Here is a 3,796-nt window from a genome sequence, read left to right as displayed (position 1 = left end):
CCTCCGTCTGCAACCATTTCAACCAGGAACGCAGCCTCTACTCCCGAGCTAATTTCAAGCTTAACCGAACCGCCGCTCTCGCCGAGTGGCGCGGTCTTTGTGCGGCATAAGAGACAGCCTCGCTGTCCTTGCAGAGACGAGTTCGAATTGGTCTGACAGCACCATCCCGGGAGTTGCCGCGGACTTCGTTACCCAAATCATCAATGCTGCTCATGTCGCGCCAGATCCCGTTATGCGTCTGATTTCGAGCCTATTTTAGATGAGCCATGAATCTGACGGACCCGCAGCGACGGGACAGGATGCCGCCAACGGGACGACCGTTTGTGGTTGACAGGCTGGATGTCGGCAGCTGCGCTCGAGGTCCGGGACAAATTGGCGGCGCGGCGGGACAGAGACCGCTCCGGTCAGCTTCCGGGCTGTTTGGGGCTAACGCCGTGGGGGCACAGTGATTCGGATTTCGGGGTCGAGACGATAGCCCTTGGAACGCTTGTTCTGGATCAACAGCGGATGAGGCGGTTTCTCGTCGTGTATCGCCTCCCAGGCATCACTTATGAGCTTGCGACAGCGGTTGATGTTTTTTCGAATTGTGTCGCCGTCCGAGGATTCGAACCCGGGGATGCCGGTCGGTGATGTATATCGATAGTCTTCCTTTGGCACACCGCGCTCCCGATCCTCGTCGTGCATGAGCTTCAAGCCATGTGGTGGTTGCGCATTCGGACCGACGATACGGCAGAGCCCCGCGACCGAGACGACTGGCTTGTCGTCCTCGTGCTCAAACGAGACCATCAACGGCGCTTCCTTGTCCGGTACGTAATCCTTATCTTCGCCCGCAAGGTCCGGTTGGAAGGGCAGTGGAGCAGGCATGATCTTCTGCAACACTGATGGATCCGCACTCTGGCCAAGATGAAGCGCCACAAGCGAGGAACTCTCAAACGCGTGTCCCACCACATCCGCGGCGCGCTCCTTCACCACACGTTCGAGCACCGACTTGACCGCCGCCGCATGCCGTTTGTGCAAGCGCAGGATCCTGTGCAACGCATCCGCATTGGAAACTTCCGGCCAACCCGCAATGATGCGTGTTATCTCCTGAGCATGGTCGGAGAGAAGTCGGGCCTCGTCCATCGCCTCGAATGCGAGGGAGGACCGCGTCCATTCGAGCGCCATTGTGCGTGACGCGGTGGTTTCGCGCGCACCGAACAGGACGTCGGTCGCATAATCCGTTTCAAAATCATGGTCGCCGAGGCCTGCCGCCAGCACCGCAAACCTCCGATCGAGGCATTGCGAACAGGCGCCGCAATGGGTGTGCATCGTGGTCTGTTCCCGTATGCTGGTGCAACTCACTGCATTCGCGATCTGCCCCTCGGCGTCATGCTGCCTGATCCGCTCCACGACTTCGGTTTTGGTTAGCCACGCATATCGGTTCTCAGTGGGGGCGGGTGTCGCGCCGATCATCCGCATCAGGCGATCAAGGAGCATGAGACTTTTGGGATGCGTCGTGCGGGTCGCCATCGTTCCGACGATCTGGGGGCTGAGCGGCAGATTGTGGCTGACGATTCCATTCTCGAAGAAGTTCACCCGCCGTGCACCGAAGGTCTGGGCGATGACCTGGCCCAAAGCTGCGAACAGAAACGATCGCGACCTCTGGGTTTGGTCGGATGCCTCGCGTCCCGCTCGGCGGGCCAGGACATGGATGTGCTGGACGCGGCCCGGGAAACGCTTCGAGAGATAGGTGCCCAGATCAACCTGCCGGGGGATCGCTTTCTGGGCAGACCGGTGTGTCACCAGGATGACCTTGGCGGTTGGAGAAGACCCGAGGAGGTCCAGCGCACCGGCAAATGAATCCAGCCCGCCCGAGAAGAGGATGACGTCATCGGCCTCGAAGCTCGCACCCTCCGGATCAAAGTCGAGGTAGGGCGTGTCGATCGCTTCCCGGACTATGTCTTTCTGACAGAATTCGAAGCTCACCCTGTCGTCCGTCAAAAACGTGACAGCGTCCCTGAGGGCTTGGTGCACGGCGTCGCCTGACCAGAATGCGGGATGGCGCACCGGGATCTTGAAGTTAAGTCTCCGGCGCCAGTCCTGGCCCATATCGCGCCTGGTATCCCCACCGCGCTTGATACTGCTGTCGGCGGCGAAGACGGTTGTGGCGATCTCCAGCAGGTCGAGGAGCCGTGGCTCGATTTCATGTAACGCCCGCGCGCAGATCGTGTCTGTCAACAGCCGAAAAGTCGGGATATCGCCGTTGATGCGGATAGTGAGCGGTGGGCCGCCTTCCTGTTCAACGATCGAGGCTCTATGCATCGGCGCGCTTGGCCTTCAGTTCCTCGACAACTTTCTTCAGGGCGACGCCCCCGAAAACCTTTGCGCTGTGCGTCGAGATCTCACCGTCCCGGTGAAGTGTCTTGCCATACCAGCCGCTCGAAAACTCCTTTACGATTCGTGTGGCTTCGGCCGCGTAGACTTCCAGATCGCGGTCAAACTCCACCTTGTCGCGAGCAGTCGCAAATCGTGCCCCAGGACCGACATGATCTGCGAGTGTGCGATCAAGCCAATAGGAAAGTGTTTCGCGGAGGAGGCGCCCATAGAAACCGCGAACAAGTTCCGATACGCCCTTCGACCAGCCAAGAGTTCGGACTGCGACCTGCACGTCTGCAGCAGTTGCCTCGAAGAGGCCCGGCAGCGAAGCATTGACCATGTCGGACAGAGTGGACGAAAGCGCCCGACCGGAGAGTTCGCCAAAATCCGAGGGCACCCCATGTGTCCGGCGTACGTGATCAAGCCGGGCTGTCACTGCAAGCATGAGATCCACCAGACCAGGGTCCTGGCCAATCTCCAGATCCAGCCTGCGAAGCGCATCCGCAAAGTCGTCAGACCGGGCTGCGTGCGGGATTGCAAGAAGAAGGCGTATGGCCTCCACGTAGGCTGGGTCCTCGGCTGCGCGCAGGAGATTGAGTTCCGCCGCTGCCGCGCTTGCGGAAACAACGTCGGGTGTGGAGGCATCGGTGCCGAGCATCGAGACCACAGCGCGCCATTTCTTCGTGCCGGGTATGCGGCTCAGAGTGTTGTGGCCCATCGGTTCCTCCCTCGTGTCGACACAAGACGAAAGCAGGTCAGCTGTCAAATCGGCCGAACTCGTCGCCAATCGGTCCGGATGGGACAGATGGGACAGTTGAATCCGTTTGTCGCTCACGCGCGCGCGGTACGGACTTAACGTTTTGACCTGTCCCATCTGTCCCGGGCGCTAGCGAACGGGATGCGGGGGCCAGGTTGCAGTACTGCTCGGAGCGGTTTTTTTTACACTTGGCGATATGTGGCGAGAAGTGTCGAAAACTGTCATTTTTACAATGACTTACATGCCGTGATATGCTCGAGGCAAGAGGCAGACACACACGCGGTTTATTCGGAGCAGGGCATGGCAGGTAAGACAGCGGAGCAGCTGGCGGGGGCGTTGGCGGTCGAGCAGCAGGCGGTCGCGGCGCTGGTGCCCTATGCGAACAACGCGCGTACGCACAGTCCGCGCCAGGTCGATCTGATCGCGGGGTCGATCCGGGCGTTCGGCTTCAACAACCCGGTGCTGGTCGACGGGAACAGCGGGATCATCGCGGGGCATGGCCGGGTGCTGGCGGCGCAGAAGCTGGGGCTGGCTGAGGTTCCGGTGATCGAGCTGGCGCATCTGAGCGCGGCACAGAAGCGGGCCTATATCCTGGCGGATAACAAGCTGGCCGAGCAGGCCGGCTGGGATCGCGACCTGCTGGCGCTGGAGGTTGCGGATCTGTCGGAGCTCGGGATCGAGCTG

At 60.6% G+C, this 3,796-nt stretch carries 3 protein-coding genes and 1 pseudogene; 2 read left to right on the top strand and 2 right to left on the bottom strand.

All coding sequences use genetic code 11. The annotated features are described in order from the left end of the window. Positions 1-110 (top strand): annotated as a pseudogene (locus DJ029_RS22325) (IS6 family transposase); the annotation flags it as partial. Positions 111-426: 316 nt separating this feature from the next. Here the strand turns inward: DJ029_RS22325 and DJ029_RS21355 are convergent. Then, complete coding sequence (locus DJ029_RS21355) at positions 427-2,301, bottom strand: hypothetical protein (protein ID WP_112324477.1); 1,875 nt, start codon at positions 2,299-2,301, stop codon at positions 427-429. Next, positions 2,294-3,073, bottom strand: a complete 780-nt coding sequence (locus tag DJ029_RS21350; RefSeq protein ID WP_112324476.1) for a hypothetical protein — start codon at positions 3,071-3,073, stop codon at positions 2,294-2,296. The genes DJ029_RS21355 and DJ029_RS21350 overlap by 8 nt, the downstream gene beginning before the upstream one ends. A 339-nt stretch (positions 3,074-3,412) precedes the next feature. On the opposite strand from DJ029_RS21350, the gene DJ029_RS21345 reads away from it, so the two are divergent. Further along, positions 3,413-3,796: ParB/Srx family N-terminal domain-containing protein (locus tag DJ029_RS21345; protein WP_198671242.1), on the top strand; the 384-nt coding region annotated here is incomplete at its 3' end.

Origin of the sequence: Oceanibium sediminis (genome assembly GCF_003265325.1) — a bacterium.
Lineage (GTDB): Bacteria > Pseudomonadota > Alphaproteobacteria > Rhodobacterales > Rhodobacteraceae > Halovulum > Halovulum sediminis.
The sequence above is the reverse complement of the archived record's forward strand: the minus strand, read 5'-3'. Positions and strand labels throughout refer to the sequence as shown.

Coding starts and splice junctions, on each gene's coding strand:
- DJ029_RS21355 (WP_112324477.1), bottom strand. CDS start 2,301: ATGCATAGAGCCTCGATCGTTGAACAGGAAGGCGGCCCACCGCTCACT.
- DJ029_RS21350 (WP_112324476.1), bottom strand. CDS start 3,073: ATGGGCCACAACACTCTGAGCCGCATACCCGGCACGAAGAAATGGCGC.